The 20,299-nt window shown below is 72.5% G+C and carries 19 protein-coding genes; 10 read left to right on the top strand and 9 right to left on the bottom strand.

What is annotated here, in order from left to right; all coding sequences use genetic code 11:
* Positions 1-59: 59 nt before the first annotated feature.
* Positions 60-1,289: a threonine ammonia-lyase gene (gene ilvA / locus VT52_RS13310; RefSeq protein WP_046428380.1), complete on the bottom strand. Its 1,230-nt coding sequence runs from the start codon at positions 1,287-1,289 to the stop codon at positions 60-62.
* Between the two features lie 162 nt (positions 1,290-1,451).
* Here ilvA and VT52_RS13305 point away from each other — a divergent pair, with 162 nt between their 5' ends.
* From VT52_RS13305 to VT52_RS13295, 3 genes are all read left to right on the top strand, one after another.
* Entirely contained in the window at positions 1,452-1,937 is a 486-nt protein-coding gene (locus VT52_RS13305; RefSeq protein ID WP_476756021.1) for a MarR family winged helix-turn-helix transcriptional regulator, read from the top strand.
* 95 nt (positions 1,938-2,032) lie between these two features.
* Positions 2,033-2,536, top strand: a complete 504-nt coding sequence (locus VT52_RS13300; RefSeq protein ID WP_046428382.1) for a sigma factor-like helix-turn-helix DNA-binding protein — start codon at positions 2,033-2,035, stop codon at positions 2,534-2,536.
* A 52-nt stretch (positions 2,537-2,588) separates the two neighbouring features.
* Positions 2,589-2,837 carry a hypothetical protein gene (locus VT52_RS13295; RefSeq protein WP_046428384.1) on the top strand — a complete coding sequence of 83 codons (249 nt, stop codon included), beginning with the start codon at positions 2,589-2,591 and terminating at the stop codon, positions 2,835-2,837.
* A gap of 43 nt (positions 2,838-2,880) precedes the next feature.
* Here the strand turns inward: VT52_RS13295 and VT52_RS13290 are convergent, their stop codons facing one another.
* Complete coding sequence (locus tag VT52_RS13290) at positions 2,881-4,035, bottom strand: cystathionine gamma-synthase (RefSeq protein ID WP_046428386.1); 1,155 nt, start codon at positions 4,033-4,035, stop codon at positions 2,881-2,883.
* Between the two features lie 164 nt (positions 4,036-4,199).
* Here VT52_RS13290 and VT52_RS13285 point away from each other — a divergent pair, with 164 nt between their 5' ends.
* From VT52_RS13285 to VT52_RS13270, 4 genes are all read left to right on the top strand, one after another.
* Complete coding sequence (locus VT52_RS13285) at positions 4,200-5,318, top strand: hypothetical protein (RefSeq protein ID WP_046428387.1); 1,119 nt, start codon at positions 4,200-4,202, stop codon at positions 5,316-5,318.
* Between the two features lie 248 nt (positions 5,319-5,566).
* Positions 5,567-7,204, top strand: coding sequence for a M48 family metallopeptidase (locus VT52_RS13280; protein WP_046428390.1), 1,638 nt, complete (start codon positions 5,567-5,569; stop codon positions 7,202-7,204).
* Positions 7,205-7,301: 97 nt separating this feature from the next.
* Positions 7,302-8,402 carry a hypothetical protein gene (locus VT52_RS13275; RefSeq protein WP_046420455.1) on the top strand — a complete coding sequence of 367 codons (1,101 nt, stop codon included), beginning with the start codon at positions 7,302-7,304 and terminating at the stop codon, positions 8,400-8,402.
* Positions 8,403-8,508: 106 nt separating this feature from the next.
* Positions 8,509-9,786, top strand: a complete 1,278-nt coding sequence (locus VT52_RS13270) for an ATP-binding protein (RefSeq protein ID WP_046420453.1) — start codon at positions 8,509-8,511, stop codon at positions 9,784-9,786.
* 81 nt (positions 9,787-9,867) lie between these two features.
* On the opposite strand, the gene VT52_RS13265 is transcribed toward VT52_RS13270, so the two are convergent.
* Positions 9,868-10,908, bottom strand: a complete 1,041-nt coding sequence (locus tag VT52_RS13265; RefSeq protein ID WP_046420452.1) for an NAD(P)-dependent alcohol dehydrogenase — start codon at positions 10,906-10,908, stop codon at positions 9,868-9,870.
* 179 nt (positions 10,909-11,087) lie between these two features.
* Here VT52_RS13265 and VT52_RS13260 point away from each other — a divergent pair, with 179 nt between their 5' ends.
* Positions 11,088-11,987 carry a helix-turn-helix domain-containing protein gene (locus VT52_RS13260; RefSeq protein WP_046420449.1) on the top strand — a complete coding sequence of 300 codons (900 nt, stop codon included), beginning with the start codon at positions 11,088-11,090 and terminating at the stop codon, positions 11,985-11,987.
* Between the two features lie 18 nt (positions 11,988-12,005).
* On the opposite strand, the gene VT52_RS13255 is transcribed toward VT52_RS13260, so the two are convergent.
* From VT52_RS13255 to VT52_RS13240, 4 genes are all read right to left on the bottom strand, one after another.
* Positions 12,006-12,689 carry an ABC transporter ATP-binding protein gene (locus tag VT52_RS13255; RefSeq protein WP_046420447.1) on the bottom strand — a complete coding sequence of 228 codons (684 nt, stop codon included), beginning with the start codon at positions 12,687-12,689 and terminating at the stop codon, positions 12,006-12,008.
* A 49-nt stretch (positions 12,690-12,738) separates the two neighbouring features.
* Positions 12,739-14,217 carry an ABC transporter permease gene (locus VT52_RS13250; protein ID WP_046420446.1) on the bottom strand — a complete coding sequence of 493 codons (1,479 nt, stop codon included), beginning with the start codon at positions 14,215-14,217 and terminating at the stop codon, positions 12,739-12,741.
* Positions 14,218-14,346: 129 nt separating this feature from the next.
* On the bottom strand, positions 14,347-15,594 hold the full coding sequence (locus VT52_RS13245; RefSeq protein WP_046420444.1) for a L,D-transpeptidase: 1,248 nt from the start codon (positions 15,592-15,594) through the stop codon (positions 14,347-14,349).
* Between the two features lie 241 nt (positions 15,595-15,835).
* Positions 15,836-16,183: a hypothetical protein gene (locus VT52_RS13240; protein ID WP_046420443.1), complete on the bottom strand. Its 348-nt coding sequence runs from the start codon at positions 16,181-16,183 to the stop codon at positions 15,836-15,838.
* 109 nt (positions 16,184-16,292) lie between these two features.
* Here VT52_RS13240 and VT52_RS13235 point away from each other — a divergent pair, with 109 nt between their 5' ends.
* Together VT52_RS13235 and VT52_RS13230 are read left to right on the top strand one after the other, a co-directional pair.
* Positions 16,293-16,628, top strand: coding sequence for a hypothetical protein (locus tag VT52_RS13235; RefSeq protein WP_046420441.1), 336 nt, complete (start codon positions 16,293-16,295; stop codon positions 16,626-16,628).
* A gap of 42 nt (positions 16,629-16,670) precedes the next feature.
* The gene (locus VT52_RS13230) at positions 16,671-17,453 is read left to right on the top strand and encodes a hypothetical protein (protein ID WP_240509738.1); all 783 of its coding nucleotides are present in this window, start codon (positions 16,671-16,673) and stop codon (positions 17,451-17,453) included.
* Positions 17,454-17,493: 40 nt separating this feature from the next.
* Here VT52_RS13230 and hutH read toward each other — a convergent pair whose 3' ends face one another.
* Entirely contained in the window at positions 17,494-19,032 is a 1,539-nt protein-coding gene (gene hutH, locus VT52_RS13225) for a histidine ammonia-lyase (protein ID WP_046420437.1), read from the bottom strand.
* A gap of 95 nt (positions 19,033-19,127) precedes the next feature.
* Positions 19,128-20,270, bottom strand: coding sequence for a GGDEF domain-containing protein (locus VT52_RS13220; protein WP_046420435.1), 1,143 nt, complete (start codon positions 20,268-20,270; stop codon positions 19,128-19,130).
* Positions 20,271-20,299 lie beyond the last annotated feature (29 nt).

The following is a 20,299-nucleotide window of genomic DNA, read 5'->3' as shown; positions in this document are numbered from 1 at the left end:
CGCTGCGGACGCCGGGGGTCCCGTCGTACCTCCCGGGCCGTGCGGGTCGTGGCGCGGTCTCAGGGGATGACCGTGTAGCCCGCGTCGCGCAGGCACTGGCCGACCTCGGCGCAGTGGGCCGGGCCCTTGGTCTCCAGGTGCAGTTCCACCTCCACCTCGCTGAGGCCGAGCCGGGGGTCGGTGCGGACGTGGCTGACGTCCAGGACGTTGGCGTCCACCCCCGACAGCACCCCGAGGAGGGTGGCGAGGGCGCCCGGACGGTCGGTGAGCAGCAGTCGCACGGCCAGGTAGCGGCCCTGCGCGGCCATGCCGTGCCGCAGCACCCGCTGCAGCAGCACCGGGTCCACGTTGCCGCCGGACAGCACGCAGACGACGGGGCCCTCGAAGGTGTCCGGGGACGCGAGCAGCGCCGCGACCGGGCTCGCGCCGGCCGGTTCCACGACCAGTTTGGCCCGCTCCAGGCACAGCAGCAGCGCGGCGGACAGCTGGTCCTCGGTGACCGTGCGCATCTCGTCCACCAGCTCGCGGACGAGGCCGAACGGCACCACACCGGGCTTGCCCACCTTGATGCCGTCGGCCATCGTGGCCGGGCTCGCCACCGCCACCGGGTGCCCGACGGCCAGCGAGGGCGGGTAGGCCGCGGCGCCCTCGGCCTGGACGCCGATGATCCGCACGTCCGGCCGGATCGCCTTCACCGCGACCGCGATCCCGGCCACCAGTCCCCCGCCGCCGACCCCGACGAGGATCGTGCGCACCTCCGGGCACTGCTCCAGGATCTCCAGGCCGACCGTGCCCTGGCCGGCGATGATGTCCGGGTGGTCGAAGGGGTGGATGAACACCGCGCCGGTGCGGGCGGCGTAGTCCTGGGCGGCGGCCAGCGTCTCGTCCACCACCTGGCCGGTGAGGCGGACCTCGGCCCCGTACTCCCTGGTCGCGCTGACCTTGGGCAGCGGGGCGCCGTGCGGCATGAAGACGGTGGCGTGCACGCCCAGCAGCGAGGAGGCCAGGGCGACGCCCTGCGCGTGGTTGCCGGCGCTGGCGGCCACCACCCCGGCGGCCCGCTCCTCCGGCAGCAGTCCGGCGATGCGCACATAGGCGCCGCGCAGCTTGAACGAACCGGTGCGCTGGAGGTTCTCGCACTTCAGCTGCACCGGCGCGCCGACCAGCTGGGACAGGTGCCGGCTGCCCTCCATCGCGGTCGTCCGCGCCACGCCCGAGAGCATCTTCTGGGCTCCCCGTACGTCGTCCAGGGTGACGGAACGCAAGGGGCGGGCGGTGCGGTGGTTCATGACTCCAGCATCGCAGCTCGCGGTCGTGCGCGACGGTGGTGACCAAGGTCCAAGACGGGTTTGCGCAGCGCCGGTACGGCCCGGCGCCGGGCCGCGTACCCTGTCCCCCAACCTTGCAGCCCTTCATGAAGCGAGCCTCCGGCCATGCCCACAACACCTGAAATGTCGATGGACATGACGACCGTCGGTGATCCCGGTCTCCTCGACTCCCTCCAGCACGAGGTGGCGGTGTTCGCCCGCCGCGCCGAACAGACGCGGCTCGGCGGTGTCGGGCAGGCGCGCAACTCCATGGACCGCGCCGCCTATCTGCTGCTCAACCGCCTCGACAAGGAGGGCCCGATGGGTGTCAAGGCACTCGCCTCGGGCATGGGCATCGACTCCTCCACGGTCACCCGGCAGGTGGCCCCGCTGGTCGACACCGGGCTGGTCAAGCGCACCTCGCACCCGGAGGACGGCCGCGCGGTGGTGCTCCAGCTGTCCCCGCGCGGCGCCGCCCGGCTGGCGGAGGTGCGCTCCTCGCGGCGCCTGCTGATGGCGGAGCTGACCGAGGACTGGTCCCCGGAGGAGCGCGAGCAGTTCTGCGCCCTGCTGACCCGCTTCAATCTCGGCCTCTCGGCCCGGACCCAGGGGAAGCTTCCCGAGTCTTGACCCGGGGCCCCGGCCGGTCTCATATGAGAGCCGGGTCCTGCGTCGTACGCGATTCACCTGTCCCGTACCGGACAGGGCCCCGACGGGGAGGCGTCTTGCGTGATCGGCGGGTGGTCCGAGGGACAGACCGGGCCCAGGAGTTCGAGGCGTTCGTCGCGGGCGCGGCCGGCCGGCTGCTGCTCGCCGCGACGCTGCTCACGGCCGAGGCACCGGACGCCAACCCCCGCGCGCGACGCCTGCTGACGCTGGCACTCGGCCACACCTACGCCCGCTGGCACCGGCTGCGCGGCGAGGACCCGTACGACTGCGCGCGCCAGTACCTCGCCGTCCGCTTCGCGCGCACGATCTGGCACCGGCACCGCTTCCCCGGCCGCGCACGGCCCGAGCCGCGCGGCCCGCTCGCCGGGCTGAACCCGCAGGAGCGGCTGGTCCTGGTGCTGCGGATGTACGAGGGGGTCGCGGAGGAACAGACGGCCGCGCTGCTCGGGCTGACCGCGGAGCGCGTGCACACCGTCTGCGACCGGGCGACGTCCCTGGTGCTGCACCCGGTCGGGGCGGCCGGTCCGCGCCCGGTGAACGCGGAGGTGGCGCCGTCATGAGGACGCGGGACGCCGGGAACGCGCGCGGGCCGCGGGCCGCCGGGAGGCCGGGGTGAACCGGGCCGAGCGGGAGGCCGCCGTGCGACGGGTGATGGGGGCACGGCCGGTGCCGGTGCCGCCGGAGCTGTACCCGGACGCGGTGCGGCGCGGCCAGCGGCTGCTGCGGCGCGGGCGGCTGGTGCGCCGGGTGCTGTGGGCGCTGGTGTGCGTGGCGGCGGTGGTGTTCGGGGTGTGGGCGGCGTACGCCCACCCGTGGGTGGAGCCGCCCTCTCGGACGACTCCACCGGTGGACGGCTGGTGACCCGGGCCTGCCGGCCCGGGTCACCAGCCGTCCGGTCCGGAATCTAGCCCAGGGCCTGGCGCAGGTCCTCCAGCAGGTCGTCGACGTTCTCGATGCCGACGGACAGGCGGACGAGGTCGGCGGGGACCTCCAGGGCCGAGCCGGCCGCGGAGGCGTGGGTCATCCGGCCGGGATGCTCGATCAGGGACTCGACGCCGCCGAGCGACTCGCCGAGGGTGAACACCTCGGCGCGGTTGCACACCTCGACGGCCGCCTCCTCGCCGCCCTCGACGCGGAAGGAGATCATGCCGCCGAAGGCACGCATCTGCTTGGCGGCGATCTCGTGCCCCGGGTGCTCGGGCAGGCCCGGGTAGAGCACGCTGGTCACCCGGGCGTGCCGGCTGAGCATGTCGGCGACCTTGGTGGCGTTCTCGCTGTGCCGGTCCATGCGGACCGCGAGGGTCTTGGTGCCGCGCAGCACCAGCCAGGAGTCGAAGGGGCCGGCGACGGCGCCCATCGCGTTCTGGTGGTAGGCGAGTTCCTCGCCGAGCGTCTGGTCGGAGACGATCAGGGCGCCGCCGACCACGTCGGAGTGCCCGCCCATGTACTTGGTCAGCGAGTGCACGACGACGTCCGCGCCGAGCGACAGCGGCTGCTGGAGGTAGGGCGTGGCGAAGGTGTTGTCGACCACGAGGCGCGCGCCCGCGTCGTGCGCGACCTGAGCGACGGCGGCGATGTCGGTGACGCCGAGCAGCGGGTTGGAGGGGGTCTCCACCCAGACGGCCTTGGTGCGCGGGGTGATCGCGGCCCGCACGGCGGCCGGGTCGCTGGTGTCGGCGACGGACCACTCCACGCCCCAGCGGGTGGCGACCTTGGAGAAGAGACGGAAGGTGCCGCCGTAGGCGTCGTTCGGGATCACCACGTGGTCGCCGGGGGTGAGCAGCGTGCGCAGCAGGGTGTCCTCGGCGGCGAGGCCGGAGGCGAACGCGAGGCCGCGGCTGCCGCCCTCCAGCGCGGCGAGGTTCTCCTCCAGGGCGGTACGGGTCGGGTTGGCGCTGCGGCTGTACTCGTAGCCGCCGCGCAGCCCGCCGACGCCGTCCTGCTTGTAGGTCGACACCTGGTAGATGGGCGGTACGACCGCACCGGTGAGGGGGTCCGCGGTGTTGCCCGCGTGGATCGCGCGGGTCTCGAAGTGCTGACTGATGTGCCTGTCGCTCATGTGCACCGAGCGTAGTGCGCCCGCCGGGATTCCGGTGCCCCGCGGTATGGGCGGGGATGGGCGGAGGGGTGTCCCTGTGCCGGCTGTCATGCCCCGGATCGGAGTTTTCCACAGGCCGGCGGCGGGGTTGGGCATTTGCCGGTGGCGTCTGGAACCCTTGGGGCATGGTGATTCTCTGGCTGCTCATGGCACTGCTCATGCTGAGCTTCGTGCTGCTCCCGCTGGTCAGGCGCAGGCGCGGGATGATCGAGCAGGTGCACCCGGACCACCCGGACGCCGCCGACCCCGCGGACTACGGCTTCCTGCGCCAGGAGGAGCTGGACGTACGGCTGCCCGGCCCGGACCAGGATCTGCTGGACGCGCTGGAGCTGGTGCAGCGCACCCAGGACTACCGGGCGGCGGCCCAGCTGCTGGCCGGCACCGAGACGGCGGGCGAGCTGCGCTGGCAGCGGGTGCAGGCCCTCGGTGGCGCGGCCGCGCTGGAGCTCGAACAGCGTCCCGGCGGAGTGCACGAGACGCCGGGCGGCCAGTGGCTGCGGGTGTGGCGGGCGGAGCGGCCCGAGGACGCGGGCGCCGCGGTCGTGCACGCGGAGTTCCTGGTGCAGCGGGCCTGGCGGGCGTCGGTGGCCGGCACCGAGGACTTCCGGCTCCTCCTGGAAGAGGCCCGGGAGGTGTGCGGGCAGGCGGCCGGGCAGGCGCCCGCCGACCCGGTGCCGCACATCATCGAGCTGGCCGTCGCCCGTGGACTGGGAGTCTCCCGCGACGAGTTCGAGCGGCTGTGGCTGAACGTCCTCGACCGCGCCCCGCACCACATGGGCGCGCATCTGGCCGCACTGCTCTACTGGTGCGAGAAGTGGCACGGCTCGCGCGAGCAGGCGTACGCCTTCGCCGAGGCGGCCGCCGCCCGCGCCCCGCGTGGATCGCTGCTGGCCGCGCTCCCGCTGTTCGCGGTGTTCGAGCACCTCCCCGAGGTGAACCTGGTGCTTAGCCTCTACCGGAGCGAGGTCGTCGCCAAGGCGGTCCAGGGCGCACGGCACGCGGCACACGAGGCCGGCTCCGCCGACCCGGCGCTGCCACACGTCCGCCACCTGCTGGTCTTCTTCCTGGTCCGCGCCGAGCGCTGGGCGGAGGCCATGCAGGAGCTGATACACGTCGACGGCCATGTCGGCGCCCTGCCCTGGACGCTGGCGGCCGACCCGGCGGCCGAGTTCGCGGTCTACCGCGCCCTGGCGGTGGCGGGGTACGAGGCCAACGGAGGCAGCCCGGCGACTCTGGCCGGCTGATCCGGCCGGCCCGTCCCTCAGGGCGCACACAGGAATTCCATTGCCCTTCTGATCTGCGGTAGGGCATAGTTCGGCATCCCCCCACACGGTGCCGCGCGGCGGCGACGGCCTGCCTCGCGTGCCGCACCCGTTCCCCTGTCCCACTTCTCGTCCTCGTTCCCGTCCGCTCCATCTCCGCCTCTCAGCCGCTGCTTCTCTGCTTCTTCTCCGTTCTCCTGTCTCCGAGGTCCTGTGGGGGGATCCGCCCGATGGGCGCAACTCTGCGCGCGCTGCGTGCTCTTGTGCTGCTGCTCGGCTTCTATCTGCTGAGTCTGGTCCTGCTGGCCGTGCTGGTCGGTGTCGACGTCGTCGCCTTCCACTGGGGGCACGGCCCGGCGGTGGTGAAGCTCGGCTTCGTCACGGTGCTGCTGGCCGTCCCCGTCGTGCAGGGCATGTTCATGCTGCGCACCCCGAAGGGCGAGGACGCCCCCGGGATCGATGTCACCGAGGCCGACGAGCCCCGGCTGTGGGCGCTGGTGCGGGAGGTCGCGGCGGCGGCCGGCACCCGCGCCCCCGACCGGATCCGGCTCACCGGCGAGGTCAACGCGGCGGTCAGCGAGGACCCGCGCCTCCTCGGTCTGCTCCCCGGGCCGCGCCGGCTCTACCTGGGCGTGCCGCTGCTCACCGGTCTGACCCAGGCCCGGCTGAGGGCCGTACTCGCCCATGAGTACGGGCACTTCACCGGCGGCGACACCCGGCTTTCCGCGCTGGTGGTGCGCGGCCGGGTGCAACTGGGGCGGGTCATCGAGCAGTTCCACGACCGGGCGGACGGCAAGGTGGCCGCCGAGCGGGCCAAGCAGGAGCAGGCCCAGGCCAGACGGGTCGCCAAGGGCAAGAAGGCGAAGAAGGTCGACACCGGGGGCTCCGGGGCGACCTACCGGATGATGGCGGCGGTCTACACCCAGTACGCCAAGCTGTACCTGCGCGCCTCGCTGTCCACGGCGCGGGGGCAGGAGTTCGCCGCCGACCAGGCAGCCGCCCGGATCGCGGGACGCGACGCGACGGCCGCCACGCTGCGGGAGATCCCGGTGCTGTCCGCCTCGCACGGCTTCTACCTGGACTCCTACGCCACCCTGGGGCTCGGGGCCCGGCTGCTGCCGCCGCGCGGTGAGTTCTTCGGCGGCTTCGGCGCGCTGCTGGCGGCGCGCGCCGAGGAGCTGGAGGGGCTGCGCGCGCGGCTGCCGGAGGAGCCGGCGTCGCCGTACGACTCCCATCCGCCGATCGCGGAGCGGGTGCGGCGGATCGAGGCGCTGCCCGCCGACGGCCGCGCCGACGAGGCGACGGACCCGGCGCTCGCCCTGCTCGGCGACCCGGCGCGCACCCTGGCCGTGCTGGAGGACGCCGTGCTGACCGACGAGGTGCTGCGCTACGGGCGGGCCCCCGGCTGGCCGGAGCTGCTCAACGCCTCGATGGCCTCGGGTCTGTCGACCACGCGGACCCCGCTGCACCAGGCGCTGGCCGCCCGTACCGGGCAGCCGGCGACCCTGGCGGCGTTGCTGGAGATCGTGGACGCGGGCGAGCTGTGGCAGCTGGCGGAGCGGTTGCCCCTGTCTGCGGAGGCGAAGGCGGCGCGGGGGCGGGCGTTCCGCGAGTTCGCGCGGCCGGTGCTGCACCGGTCGCTGCGGACCATGGTGCTCGCCGAGTTCAGCGCGTGTTCGCTGCTGAGCTGGGACTTCTCCTGGTCCGAGCCGGCCGTCGCACGGCTGCCCGGCGAGGAGCCGGCGGCCGGCGATGCCGGGCGGTCCCCGCAGGAGTCCCTGGAGGTGGCACTGGACGCGGCCCTCGCGGACCACCCGGACACCACCGCGCTGCGCGCCCTGCTGCCCTCGGCGTCCCAGCCCGCCTGAAACGCGTCCTCGAGGACCCGCTTCACCGCTTCCCCCCTCCCCCCCCCGCCCCTGCCCCTGCCTCTGCCCCGAACCGAGGAACGGACCGTACTCGCAGATGACCGTCCTGCTCTGGATCCTGGCCGTCCTGGCCCTGCCCGTGGTGATCGCGGCCCTGTGGTTCACCGGTGTGTTCGTGAAGGAGTTGTTCTCCCCGAGCCCGCCCGGACCGGACCCGACCGCGCTCGCCGCCGAGCGGCTGGGCCTGCTGCCCGCGGAGCGTCAGGACACCGAGCACGCCGCACCCCCGCCCGCCGCGTGGTCGGCCGCGCTGACGGCGGCACGCGGCGGCGACTGGGCGCCCGCGGCCGAGCTGCTGCGGGTCAACGGACGCGACTGGGAGCGCCGTTCCACGCTCACCGCCGAGCTGGGCACGCTCGCGGCCGAGGAGGACGGCTGGCTGCTGGCCTGGGAGGCGGCCCGGCCGGGTGATCCGGACGCGGCCGTGGTCAGGGCGCAGAGCACGGTGCGTCTGGCATGGGACCTGCGGGGCGCGAAGCAGGCCCGGTACACGAGCCGGGAGCAGTTCGAGGGGTTCGGGCGCATGCTGTCCGCCGCCCGGGAGGAGATCGCGCGGGCGGCGGAGCTGAATCCCGAGGATCCGACGCCGTACGTGGTGGAGATCTGGGTGGGGCTGGGCCTCGGCTATCCGCACGCCGAGATGGAGGAGCTGTGGAAGCGGATCACGAGCCGTGACCCCTACCACTACGGCGCGCACCACGCGGCGCTCCAGTACTGGTGCGCGAAGTGGCGCGGCTCGAAGGAGCTGGCGTTCGAGTTCGCGCGGCGCGCGGCCGCGGACGCGCCGGCCGGCAGCCTGCTGACGGCGCTGCCGCTGATCGCGCGCTTCGAGCACGACGAGACCACCGATGTCGCGGCCGACAGCACCCCCGAGATGCTCGCCCTGGTGGACGCGGGCCTCGCGGACGCGGCGGCCTGCGCGGCGGACGACCCCGGCCGTCCGGGCCTCGCCCAGCTGCGCCACCTGCTCGCCTACTACCTGCACCTCCAGGACCGCCACGAGGCGGCGCTCCAGCAGTTCCGGCTGGTCGACGGCCATGTGGACGCCCTGCCGTGGAGCTACCGGGGCGAGGGGGCGGCGTCGTACTACTGCCGGGTGCGGAACGAGACGGTGGGGGTGGTGGCCGAGGCGGTCTGAACCCGGCCCGCCGGGCGCTCGCGGTGCCCGGCGACCGGCTGGAGATGTCGTCCCCCGCCCCCGCGGAGACAATGGGAGACCCCCTTGGTGGTGAGGTGGTGCCCCCATGCCCGCATGGCATCTGCGCGACTATCACGACGACGATCTCGATCAGGCCGTCCAGATCTGGGACCAGTCCCGCCAGGCCGACGAGGACCCGGTGTTCCCGGTCTCGGAGGTGATGGCGGCGGCGAAGACCGGGCAGCCGGCGGTGGTCGCGGTGGTCGGGGACGAACTGGTGGGGATGGCGGTGGCCCAGGCCCAGGGCAAGCGGGGCTGGATCCTGCTGATGGCGCTCGCCGCGCGCTGGCGCGAGCGCGGGATCGGCAGTGCGCTGCTCGCCGAGCTGGAACGGCGGCTGCGGGCGCTCGGGGTGCGGCACATCAGTGCGCTGCTGCCGGTGGGCGCGGCGGGTTCGAAGGCGCTGGCGAACAGCGGCTACCGGTGCCGCCACGGCCTCGCCTACCACGAGAAGCTCGAACCGCTCGGCGCCGCCGACGCCGACCTCCTCGCCGTGCTCGGCGGGCGCATGCTGCCCGAGGGGCTGTGGGACGCGATGGCCGGGATGGAGCGGGAGAAGCAGGTCGTGGAGCGGCGGGTGGTGCTGCCGCTGACGGAGCCGGCGCTGGCCGACCGTTACGGGGTCGTGCCGCCGAAGTCGGTCATCCTGTTCGGGCCGCCCGGCACCGGGAAGACCAGCTTCGCCAAGGCGGTCTCCTCCCGGCTCGGCTGGCCGTTCGTGGAGCTGTTCCCCTCGCGGCTGGCCGCCGACACCAGCGAGGGGCTGGCCACGGCCCTGCGGGACGCCTTCGCGGATCTCGCGGAGCTGGACTCGGTGGTGCTCTTCATCGACGAGGTGGAGGAGATCGCGGCCGCGCGCTCCGGCAAGGCGGTGGACCCCGGGCACGGGGTGACCAACGAGCTGCTGAAGCTGATCCCCGTCTTCCGCGAGCACGACTCACGGCTGCTGGTGTGCGCCACCAATTCCGTACGGTCCCTCGACGCGGCCTTCCTGCGGCCGGGGCGGTTCGACTACGTCATCCCCATCGGGCCGCCCGACCCGACCGCCCGCGCGGCGATCTGGGCCCGGTACCTCCACGGCGTGAACGACTCGGTGGACCTCGGCCGGCTGGTCGCCGCGAGCGAGCTGTTCACCCCGGCCGACATCGAGTTCGCCGCCCGCAAGGGCGCCCAGGCCGCCTTCGAACGCGAGGTCGCCCGGCGTGAGGGCCGCCCGGCGGACACCGAGGACTACATGACCGCCATCTCCGACACCCGCCCGACCCTGACCACCCGGGCGATCAAGGAGTTCGGCGAGGACATCGACACGTACAGCCGGCTGTGACCCCGGCGCGCCCCGAAGGGGGCGCGGGGCCGCGCCCCGCGCCCCCGACGGCGAACCGCCGGGCCGGCCATGCGCCGCGGGTCAGATCGTGGCCGTGTCGATCACGAACCGGTACCGCACGTCGCTGGCGAGCACCCGCTCGTACGCCTCGTTGATCTCCGACGCGGTGATCAGCTCGATCTCCGCGCCCAGCCCGTGCTCCGCGCAGAAGTCCAGCATCTCCTGGGTCTCGGGGATGCCGCCGATACCGGAGCTGCTGAGGCTGCGGCGGTTACCGAAGAGGGAGTGGAGGAGGATCTGCACCGGCTCCTCGGGCAGGCCGACGTTGACCATGGCGCCGTCCGTGCGGAGCAGCGAGAGGAAGGCACTGAAGTCGAGCGGGGCCGAGACCGTGTTGAGGATGAGGTCGAAGGTGCCCTTGAGGTCCTCGAAGGTCTTCGGGTCGCTGGTGGCGTAGTAGTGGTCGGCACCCAGCTTCAGGCCGTCGTCCTTCTTGCGCAGGGACTGGGAGAGGACGGTGACCTCCGCGCCCAGCGCGTGCGCGATCTTGACGCCCATGTGTCCGAGGCCGCCGAGGCCGACCACTGCGACCTTCTTGCCGGGGCCCGCGTTCCAGTGCTTCAGCGGGGAGTACGTGGTGATGCCGGCGCACAGCAGCGGCGCGGCCACGTCCAGGGACAGGCCCTCGGGGATGCGGACGACGTAGTTCTCGTCCACGACGACGTTCTTGGAGTAGCCGCCGTACGTCGGCGTACCGTCCCGGTCCGTGTCGTTGTACGTCCAGGTGGGGCCGCGGTCGCAGTACTGCTGGAGGCCGGCCTTGCAGTTGTCGCACTCCCGGCAGGAGTCGACGATGCAGCCGACGCCCACCCGGTCGCCGACGGCGTACTTCGTCACGCCGGAGCCGACCTCCGTGACGACGCCCGCTATCTCGTGGCCCGGCACCATCGGGAAGGACGCCTTGCCCCAGCCCTCACGTACCTGGTGGATGTCGGAGTGGCAGATGCCGGCGAACTTGATGTCGATCAGGACGTCGAACTCGCCCACCGCCCGTCGCTCGATCTCGGTCCGCTCCAGCGGGGCCTTCGCGGCGGGCGCGGCGTACGCGGCAACAGTGGTCACGGGGTTCTCCCTCACAAGGTCTACGCAGGCCCGGCTGCTTTTCCACCGAGCACATCCCAAGAGTGCCCGCTCTCCCGCGGCGTACCCAGGCCACGCCTTTGCGTACGACTGCCGTGCCTACCACTGGCGGAGTCAGGCTGGCACGCCTACGACCGGCGGCGGGGACGGATACTTGCGGTATGGACGAACAGCGGGACGCCGCCGTGACCGGCCGGCCCCTGGACCGGCGGGCCGAGCTGAGCGAGTTTCTGCGCAGCCGGCGGGCCCGGCTCAAGCCCGAGGACGTGGGGCTGCCGGACTTCGGCCGGCACCGCCGGGTGCCGGGGCTGCGCCGGGAGGAGCTGGCGCAGCTGGCCGGGGTGTCGGTGGCGTACTACACGCGCCTGGAGCAGGGCAACGGCCGCAACGTCTCGGCGGAGGTCCTGGACTCGATCGCCCGCGCCCTGCGCCTCACGGACGCCGAACACGCGCATCTGACCCACCTGGCCAAGCCGAAGTCGCACAAGAAGAAGCCGGCGGCCCGCCAGCAGCATGTGCGCCCGGCGCTGCGCCGGCTGCTGGACACGATGGAGGGCGTGCCCGCGTACATCGTGGGCCGGCGTTCGGAGATCCTCGCCTGGAACCGGATGGCGGCGGCGCTCTTCGGCGACTGGGCGGAGCTGCCGGTGGCCGAGCGCAACTGGGCGCGGCTGGTGTTCCTCAAGCCCGAGTACCGGGATCTCTTCGTGGACTGGGAGCAGAAGGCGATCGACATCGTCTGCGCGCTGCGCATGGACGCGGGCTGCTATCCGGACGATCCCCGGCTGTCCGCCCTGGTGGGTGAACTCTCCGTCAAGAGCGAGGAGTTCCGCCGGCTGTGGGCCACGCACGACGTCAAGGAGAAGAGCCACGGCGTCAAGCGGCTGCACCACCCGCTGGTGGGCGACCTCGCCCTGAACTTCGAGTCCTTCCGCATGTCGGACGGCAGCGACCAGTGCCTGGTCACCTATCACGCGGAACCCGGCTCCCCGTCCGCCGAGTCCCTGCGTCTGCTGGCCAGTTGGGGAAGCGACGCGACCCGCGCGGGGACCTCCGCATAGCCCCCGCGCGGCCGGGCGTCAGGCGCCCGCGTTCTCCTTCACCGTGATGCTGCCCTTGCGGATGGTGGCGACCCGGGGGGCCTTCTTCGCGAGCGCGGAGTCGTGGGTGACCATGACGAAGGTCAGGCCGTGCTCCTTCCACAGCCGTTCGAGTACGTCCATGATCTCGTCCCGGGTGCTCTCGTCGAGGTTGCCGGTCGGCTCGTCGGCGAGCAGCACCTTGGGCTTCTTCACCAGGGCGCGGGCGATGGCGACACGCTGTTGCTGGCCGCCGGACATCTCGCTGGGCAGGTGCCCCAGACGTTCGCCGAGGCCGACGGACTGGAGTGCCTCGGCGGCGAGTTCGCGCCGCTGCTTCGTCTTGATGCCGAGGGGTACGAGGGCGGTCTCCACGTTCTCCTGGGCGGTGAGCGTGGGGATGAGGTTGAAGGACTGGAAGACGAAGCCGATGTTCTCGCTGCGGACCCGGGTCAGCCGGGCCTCGCTCAGCTTGGCCAGGTCGGTGCCGTCCAGGACGACCTCCCCGGAGGTGGGCCGGTCAAGGCCGCCGAGCATCTGGAGCAGGGTGGACTTGCCGCCGCCGGTGGGTCCCTGGATGACGAGGCGGTCGCCGTCGCCGATGGTCAGGTCGACGCCGTCGAGGGCGTGGACGCTCTCCTTGCCCCGGGTGTAGCGCTTGGTGACGTTCTTGAGTTCATACATGGTGGCTCCTGGGAGGGTTTTCGGGGAGGGCGGTTGCGCGGGGGCGCGGCTACTCCACCCGCCGCAGCGCGTCCGCCGGGCGCAGCCGGGAGGCCCGCCAGCCGCCGAACGCTCCCGCGATGAGGCCGCCCGCCACCGCGAGGCCGACCGCCAGGAGGATGGTCGTCAGGCTCACCGGGGCGGTCAGGGCCACCTCCAGGGACTTCGCCGCCTGCCGGCCGGGTCCGCCGAACCCGCCGCCACCGCCCCCGCCGAAGCCGCCGCCGGCCCGCCCGCCGCCGAGGCCGCCCCCGCCCGCGCCCAGTTGGGCCTGGAGCGTCGGGCTGATCGCGGTGACGACGTAGGCGCCGGCGAGGCCGAGGGCGATGCCGAGGACGCCGCCCACCAGGCCGTTGACGATGGCCTCGCCGACCACCTGCCGGGTGACCCGGCCCGACTTCCAGCCCAGCGCCTTCAGGGTGCCGAACTCACGCACCCGGCGGGAGACCGCGGAGGAGGTGAGCAGGCCGGCGACCAGGAACGCGGCCACGAGCACCGCGATCGACAGCCACTTGCCGACGTTGGTGGCGAGCGAGGAGGCGGTGGACAGGGAGCCCGAGACCGTCTTGGCGAGGTCGGAGGAGGTGGTGACCGTCGTGCCGGAGACGTTCTTCTGGATGGTGCTCTTGACGGAGTCGATCTTCTGGGAGTCGGTGGCCCGCACGTAGATCGTGGTGACCTTGTCCTTCTCCCCCGCGAGGGTCTGGGCCTGCTCCAGCGGGATGTACAGGTTGGCCGCCGAGTCGCCGCTGTCCGCGGTGGCGATGCCGATCACCGTGTACTTGGTGTCCTTGATGGTGACCGTGGAGCCGACCTTGTACTTCTTCTCCTTGGCGTACGCCGAGTCGGCCACCGCCACCTTGGCGTTGGTCTCGGTGGACTTGAAGCCGCGGCCGCTGGTGATCTTGGAGGAGGTCAGCGGGCCGAGGCCGGTCCGGGTGACGTCGGTGCCGTAGACCGAGTACTGGTTGATGTTGAAGTCGGCGCCGCCGCCCGTGACCTGGCCCTGCGGCCGGCTGTTGCCGCCGCCGCGCCCGAAGCCGTAGCCGCCGCCCCCGCCGCTCTGCTGGAACTGGCCGCGGGTGAAGGTGCCGCTGACCTTGACCACGGAGAGGTTCAGGCCGCCGGCGGCCGCCGCCACGCCCTGCTGGCCGGAGACCTTGGAGACGGTGGAGGAGGCGAGGGTGGTGAAGCCCTGCACCCGGACCCGGTCGCTGCTCTGCGTGGTCTTGTCGCCCTCACCGTGCGCCCCGAACTGGAAGCGGGGCTGCTGGGAGCCCGAGGCGGTGGGCGTGGCCGCCTTGGTGACCGTCATGTCCGTACCGAGGCCGTAGAGGGACTGGAGGACCTTGTCCTGGGCCTTGCCCATGCCACTGGCCACGGAGTTGACGACGATGACAAGCGCGATGCCCAGCGCGAGGCCGGAGGCGACGACGAGCGCCGCCTTCCGACGGCGGCGCAGCTCGCGCCTCAGGTAGGTGAAGAACATGCGCCGCACGTTAGAAACGTCCCGTGACGGCACCCTGAGTCCACTGTGAGAGCTGGATAAGAAACCCCGGGAACAGCGGTGCCGCCCCCCTCTGGGGGGCGGCACTCACGGGGCTGTCGGGGGTACGGCTCAGACGGCCGAACCGGCCTTCCACTGGGCCCAGTCCATGTTCCAGCCGTTGAGGCCGTTGTCCGGGGAGACGGTCTTGTCGCCGGTGTGCTGGACCACCACGACGTCACCGATCAGCGAGTGGTCGTAGAACCAGGCGGCCGGGGTGTTCGAGTCACCCGCGCCCTTGACGTCCTGGAGGCCGACGCAGCCGTGGCTGGTGTTGACGCTGCCGAACACCGAGGGGGCGCCCCAGTAGTTGCCGTGGATGAAGGTGCCCGAGGTGGTCAGGCGCATGGCGTGCGGCACGTCCTTGATGTCGTACTCGCCCTTGCCGTCGTCGTCCGTGAAGCCGACGGTCGCGCCGTTCATGCGTGTCTGCTTGAACTTCTCGGAGATCACCATCTGGCCCTCGTACGTGGTGTGGTCGGGGGCGCCGGCGGAGATCGGGATGGTCTTGACGACCTTGCCGTCCTGCGTGACCTTCATCTGGTGGGTCTTCGCGTCGACGTAGGAGACCTGGTTGCGGCCGATGTGGAAGGTGACCGTCTTCTGCTGGACGCCGTAGACGCCGTTGGCACCCTGGACGCCGTCCAGGGCGAGCTTCAGGGTGACGGTGGAGCCTTCCTTCCAGTAGTCCTGGGGGCGGCAGTCCATGCGGTTGGCGTTGAACCAGTGGCAGGCGACCTCCTGGCCGCTGCTGGAGCTGACCGTGATGCCCTTCTGCACGGCCGCCTTGTCGGTGATCGCCTTGTCGAAGTTGATCGAGACCGGCATGCCCACACCGACGGTCGTGCCGTTGTCGGGGGTGAAGCTGCCGATGAAGCTGTTCGCCGGGGAGACGGTGGTGAAGGACGCGTTCTCGTGGGCTATGCGGCCCTGGGAGTCCTTGGCCGTCGCGGCGATCTTGTAGGTGGTGGAGCGCTCCAGCTGGACGGTCGGCTTCCAGCTCAGCTTGTCCGCGGACAACTGGCCGGCGACGGCCTTGCCGTCCTCGGTGGTCATGGTGACACCGGTGAGCGTGCCCTTACTGACCGCGACGGTGCCGGAGTTGTTGATCGACGCGTTGTCCGAGCCGTCCTTCGGGGTGACCGCGATCTGCGCCTCGGAGGACTTCTTGGCGGCCGCCGCGTCGGCCTGGGCCTGTGATGATTCGCCGCTGCCGTGGGCCGCCGCCTTGTCCCCTCCGGAACAGGCCGAGAGCATCAGCACGCCGCCGAGCAGAGCGGACGCGGCCACCAGGCCGTTGCGCCGCTTACCGTCCGTCATCACAAGCTTCTCCATCGTTGCCGAGTCGCAGATAACCCCGAGAGTCCCCGTAAGAACCTTCAACGCTACGGCCGGTTCGTCCCGTTCCGGATCCACCGGGTCTGTGGGACACACCACGTTTGCCGGCCCGTGGTGCGGTACGCCGCCGGGCGGGTGGTGTGCGATCGGTCCGTGCGCCCCCTCGTACGACAAAACCCCGGACGGCGGGTCACCGTCCGGAGTTTCGGGTGCCCCGGGACGCTCAGCCGATGCCGTCCTCTTCGTCTTCGTCGTCCTCTCCATCTTCCCCGTCGATGTCCCATTCGGGCGAGTCCGGGTCGTAGTCGATCCGCTCACTCGACCAGGAGGCCTGCTGGAGCTCCACTCCGGGCACCTCGCTGACCAGGTCGAACGGGTCCACGAGATAGGCGAGGGCCTCCGCGGTGTCTTCCGTCACAGCGCCCTCGGCCTGGTCCCGCTCGGACCGCGGCAGCTCGGGATCGGCCGCGAGCCGGCGCAGCGCGGCCTTGGTCACCTCGCCCTCGTCCAGGACCTCGACCACCAGCTCCACCCGAAGCCGTACATAACGTGATGTCTCTTCATCGCTCATGGCGGGAGCGTACGGCCGAAACCTCCCGTGACTTTCCCGTGACCCGCGACTTTCACTAACATCGGCTCACACGGCCAATTCGCCAGCGTCACAAGGGGATCGATATTCCGTGTCATCCGCTCGCCGTCCGCTGCTGACCGCCACCGCCGCGGGCACTCTGCTGTGCGCCCTGTGGTTCGTACCGTCCGCGAACGCGTCCCAGGAGGAACCGGCGCGGGACGCGGCGGCCGGCTCCGTCTCGACCTTCTCCGCGCCCGTCACCGAGCAGGCGAGTGTGGTGACGGCGGCGGCCACCAGAGCCGGTTCGGGGCCGGCGGACGACGCGCGGCTCGCGGACACCGGCAGCCCGGACACCACGCCGTACGTCGTCGGCGGCACCCTGTTCCTCGCCCTGGGCGCCGGGTTCGTCGTCTATTCGGTGCGCCGCGAACGCCTGGGATTTTAATCTTCCTTGACCGATCTTCCACAGGGCTTACACAGTTCACCCATGGAGAGATCATCGGGCGTGCGGCTGTGCGCCGCCGTCGCCGTGAGCGCGCTGTCGTTCGCCCTCGTCACGGGGTGTTCTGACGGAGGGTCGAAGGAATCCGCGGACAAGGGCTCGGCGCGAAAGGCGCTGAGCGCCACCGAGTTGCGGAAGCTCATCGTGACCCAGGGCGACCTGCACGGTTACCAGGTCGGGGCGGTGACCGAGGCCCGCGCCCGGCGGATCACCACCGACAAGGCCGCCTGCGAACCCCTGACCCGGGTGATGAGCGGGCTCACGCCCACCGAGGCCCCGGCGAGCACCGACCGCATGGTCACCGAGAACGCGGCGAAACGGCCCTCGGCCGAGCCGACCTCCCTGGACGACCTGGACGAGGGCGAGTTCGAGGAGACGATGCGCAAGTCCCTCGACCGGGACGTCACCACGGTGGCGCTCGCCTCGTACGGCGGGGACGGCGCCGAACGGGCGCTGACGACGCTGTCCGCCGCCGTGAGGCGTTGCGCGGGCGGCTTCACCGGCCGGCAGGCGGGCACCTCGGTGAAGTTCACCGAGGTCACCGCGGAGAAGCCGGTGGGCGGCGGGGACGCGTCGGTGGCGTTCGCCGCGACCATGGAGGAGGACGGGAGCGACGGCGGGGGCACGGCCCCCGTGCACGCCGAGGTGGACCGGCACGGCTCCACCGTGTCCGTCTACTTCACGTCGAACCTGGGCGCGATGATGGCCAAGAAGGCGTACACGGTGACGCCCGCGGTCGTGAAGGCGCAGGAGACCAGGCTGAGGTGACGGTGGAGGGGCCCCGGTCCGCGGCCCCTCCACCCGCCGGTCACCGGAGCGGGCCGGTGACCTTCTCCACGGCCTCGACCAGGTGGCCGCCGCGCACGAAGGCGTCGGCCGCGGCCAGGTCGGGCGCCAGGAAGCGGTCCGGCCCCGGGCCCTGGACACCGGCGGCCCGGACGGCCTCGATCACGGCCCGGGAGGCCGGCGCCGGGCTCAGGCCCTCGCGCAGCTGGAGCGCGCGGGTGGCCGCGTACAGCTCGACGGCGATGATCCGGGTGAGGTTGTCCACGGCGGTGCGCAGCTTGCGCGCGGCCGACCAGCCCATGGAGACGTGGTCCTCCTGCATCGCGGAGGACGGGATGGAGTCCGCGGAGGCCGGTACGGCGAGCCGCTTCAGCTCGCTGACCAGGGCGGCCTGCGTGTACTGGGCGATCATCAGACCGGAGTCCACACCGGCGTCGTCGGCGAGGAACGGCGGCAGACCGTGGCTGCGGTTCTTGTCCAGGAGCCGGTCGGTGCGGCGCTCGGCGATGGAGCCGAGATCGGCGGCGGCGACGGCGAGGAAGTCCAGCACATAGGCCACGGGCGCGCCGTGGAAGTTCCCGTTGGACTCCACACGTCCGTCGGGCAGCACCACCGGGTTGTCGACGGCGGAGGCCAGCTCGCGCTCGGCGACCAGGCCGGCGTGCGCCATGGTGTCGCGGCCGGCGCCCGCGACCTGCGGGGCGCAGCGCACCGAGTAGGCGTCCTGGACGCGCGGGGCGTCGTCCTGGTGGTGCCCGGTGAGCTGGGAGCCCTCCAGCACGGCGAGCATGTTGGCCGCCGCGTCGCCCTGGCCCGGGTGCGGGCGGATGGCGTGCAGTTCGGGCGCGAGCACCTTGTCGGTGCCGAGCAGCGCCTCCAGGCTCAGCGCCGCGGTGATGTCGGCGGACTTGTAGAGGGTGTCGAGGTCGGCGAGGGCCATGATCAGCATGCCGAGCATGCCGTCGGTGCCGTTGAGCAGGGCGAGGCCCTCCTTCTCGCGCAGCTCGACGGGCTGGATCCCGTGCTCGGCGAGCAGCTCGCCGGCGGGCCGTACGACGCCGTCGGGGCCCTCGGCGTCACCCTCTCCCATCAGGGCCAGGGCGCAGTGGGACAGCGGGGCGAGGTCGCCGGAGCAGCCGAGGGAGCCGTACTCGTGCACGACCGGGGTGATCCCCGCGTTGAGCACGTCGGCCATGGTCTGCGCGACCTCGGGGCGTACGCCGGTGTGTCCGGAGCAGACGGTCTTCAGGCGCAGGAACATCAGGGCACGGACGACTTCGCGCTCCACCCGCGGGCCCATGCCGGCGGCGTGCGAGCGGACGATGTTGCGCTGCAGCTGGGCGCGGAGTTCCGGGCTGATGTGCCGGGTCGCCAGGGCGCCGAAGCCGGTGGAGACGCCGTAGACCGGGTCCGGCTTGGCCGCCAGCGCGTCCACGATCTCGCGGGCCGCGGCCAGCGCCGCCACGGCCTCCTCCGACAGCTCGATCCGGGCAGCGCCGCGCGCCACGGCGAGAACGTCGGACGCCGAGACACCGGACGTCCCCACCACCACAGTGTGCATATCCATATTCAGGAGCGTACGCATTGAATGCAGCTCTGTCACTAGTGGGGACGGGGTGCGCCCCTTACGCGATGATGTGGGCTTCGTCGCAGCCCTCAGGGGTTGCGGCCACGGAAACGGCGGCGCTCGGCGCGAGCCGGGGGCGGTTCGTCGGCGAGCCGCACGACGGGGTCGTCGGGGCCCTCACGGCCGGCCACCACGGGGCGGTCGGCGCGCATCGCCTTCGCACGGTACTGGGCGGCGTCCGCGAGACGGAACAGCCGCCGGGCGTCGGCCACCGGCCCGATCGGGTCAGCGGTCGAGGCGACCCCACAGGCGACCCCCTCACCCAGCTCCAGCTCGCCCGCGCGGCGGCACAGTTCGTCGGCAGCCTTGACCACGTCGTCGGCGGCCGCACCGACCGCGAGGAGGCAGAACTCGTCGCCGCCGAGCCGCGCGGCGAGCGCGCCCGGCACCATCGCGCCGCACAGCGACAGCACCGAGCCGAAGCGTTCGAGGAGCCGGTCGCCGACGGCGTGGCCCTTGGTGTCGTTGACCCGCTTGAGCCCGTTGAGGTCGCAGACCACCAGGCTGACGACGGCACCCCCGGTGCGGTGCCGTTCGAGCGCCTCGTCGAGGTGCACGTCCACGGCGCGGCGGTTGGCGAGGCCGGTCAGGGCGTCGGTGTAGGCGAGCCGGCGGGCCTCCTCCAGGCGCTCGGTCTGCGCGAGCCCCGCGGCGACGACGGCGGCGAGCACGGTCGCGAAGTCGGCGTCGGCGCGGCCGAACACCGGGGACCCGACGGCACGCGCGACGTACACCTCGCCCCAGGCCCTGCCGTGCAGCACGACGGGGGCGACGACGCAGCAGCCGCGGCCCCGGCGGCGCAGGGCGGCGACCCGCTGGTGGAAGTAGCCGGGGACACCGGCGGCGGTGCCCTCGGCGGCCTCCACCCAGGCGTTGGGACCGCCGCCGCCGGCCCAGCGCTCGTGCAGGAACTCGGTGATCTCCGGGAACTGGTGCACCGGGTAGGACTCGGCCTCCGGGAACTCCTCCTCGTCCGGGCGCCGGTCCCCCACGTTCACCAGGACCCGCAGCCGGCCCAGCTCCCGCTCCCACACCGACAGCGCGGCGAAGCTGCCGTCCAGCGCGTGGCAGGCGCCGAGCGCGGCGGCCTGCCACGAGTCCTCGGCGGTGTGCGCCGCGGCCATCCCCTGCGCCAACGCCACCACTGCGGCAAGCCGCTCGTCGTCGCCCATTACTCCAGATTAGGGAGGATTTCGGGTGA

The organism is Streptomyces malaysiense, from assembly GCF_000980885.2.
In the GTDB taxonomy this organism is placed as follows: Bacteria; Actinomycetota; Actinomycetes; order Streptomycetales; family Streptomycetaceae; genus Streptomyces; species Streptomyces malaysiense.
Note: the sequence above shows the minus strand (reverse complement) of the source record. Positions and strands in the feature narration are given on the sequence as shown.

Bases quoted from the DNA above. Each gene is read 5' to 3' on its own strand.
- ilvA (WP_046428380.1), bottom strand. From the start codon at position 1,289: ATGAACCACCGCACCGCCCGCCCCTTGCGTTCCGTCACCCTGGACGAC.
- VT52_RS13305 (WP_476756021.1), top strand. From the start codon at position 1,452: ATGTCGATGGACATGACGACCGTCGGTGATCCCGGTCTCCTCGACTCC.
- VT52_RS13290 (WP_046428386.1), bottom strand. From the start codon at position 4,035: ATGAGCGACAGGCACATCAGTCAGCACTTCGAGACCCGCGCGATCCAC.
- VT52_RS13285 (WP_046428387.1), top strand. From the start codon at position 4,200: ATGGTGATTCTCTGGCTGCTCATGGCACTGCTCATGCTGAGCTTCGTG.
- VT52_RS13280 (WP_046428390.1), top strand. From the start codon at position 5,567: ATGGGCGCAACTCTGCGCGCGCTGCGTGCTCTTGTGCTGCTGCTCGGC.
- VT52_RS13275 (WP_046420455.1), top strand. From the start codon at position 7,302: ATGACCGTCCTGCTCTGGATCCTGGCCGTCCTGGCCCTGCCCGTGGTG.
- VT52_RS13270 (WP_046420453.1), top strand. From the start codon at position 8,509: ATGCCCGCATGGCATCTGCGCGACTATCACGACGACGATCTCGATCAG.
- VT52_RS13260 (WP_046420449.1), top strand. From the start codon at position 11,088: ATGGACGAACAGCGGGACGCCGCCGTGACCGGCCGGCCCCTGGACCGG.
- VT52_RS13255 (WP_046420447.1), bottom strand. From the start codon at position 12,689: ATGTATGAACTCAAGAACGTCACCAAGCGCTACACCCGGGGCAAGGAG.
- VT52_RS13250 (WP_046420446.1), bottom strand. From the start codon at position 14,217: ATGTTCTTCACCTACCTGAGGCGCGAGCTGCGCCGCCGTCGGAAGGCG.
- VT52_RS13245 (WP_046420444.1), bottom strand. From the start codon at position 15,594: ATGACGGACGGTAAGCGGCGCAACGGCCTGGTGGCCGCGTCCGCTCTG.
- VT52_RS13240 (WP_046420443.1), bottom strand. From the start codon at position 16,183: ATGAGCGATGAAGAGACATCACGTTATGTACGGCTTCGGGTGGAGCTG.
- VT52_RS13230 (WP_240509738.1), top strand. From the start codon at position 16,671: ATGGAGAGATCATCGGGCGTGCGGCTGTGCGCCGCCGTCGCCGTGAGC.
- hutH (WP_046420437.1), bottom strand. From the start codon at position 19,032: ATGCACACTGTGGTGGTGGGGACGTCCGGTGTCTCGGCGTCCGACGTT.
- VT52_RS13220 (WP_046420435.1), bottom strand. From the start codon at position 20,270: ATGGGCGACGACGAGCGGCTTGCCGCAGTGGTGGCGTTGGCGCAGGGG.